Annotated in this window: 1 pseudogene; it reads right to left on the minus strand. The window is 40.7% G+C overall.

Annotated features, from left to right (window positions below):
- Nucleotides 1-158 (minus strand): annotated as a pseudogene (locus tag LI162_RS15645) (replication initiation factor domain-containing protein); the annotation flags it as partial.
- Nucleotides 159-472 lie beyond the last annotated feature (314 nt).

The raw sequence follows: 472 nt of genomic DNA on the forward strand, positions 1-472 counted from the left end.
CCCGATACATAAATATCTCCAATCTGCCAGCGTGCTTGATAGGTTTTGTATTTAATGCTTGCCGGATAGACATTGAAAATATCAGTCGGTAAACCTAAAATGTGCATGATGACATCTTCTGCGGTTGCAGTATCAAATACAATGCTGATGTAATCAATCTTAACGGATAAATTTTTGTGTGTAGTTATAGTGCATTACTCCTTTCGTATGTCCCGTTTTTTGCGGGGTAAAAATTGTGTTTTTTCCTTTATTTATCACAGTTTCTAGGTACTATGACATGTATGCGCAGGGCGGTGTTACATATACGCCCTTTACGAACGCCTAAAGGCGTTCCCTTTCTTCCTGTGTCTGCCCCGTTCTTAACGCTCACGAGCCTTGTAAGGCTCGTGGCTAAACGGAACAGCCCCAGTCAGAAACCTTATTTTCGGTCTGATAGTCCATGCTTATTCATGCTATCAAAGTGAAAATATAT

This window comes from Mediterraneibacter sp. 210702-DFI.3.120 (assembly GCF_020561005.1).
GTDB classification, from domain to species: Bacteria; Bacillota; Clostridia; order Lachnospirales; family Lachnospiraceae; genus Mediterraneibacter; species Mediterraneibacter faecis.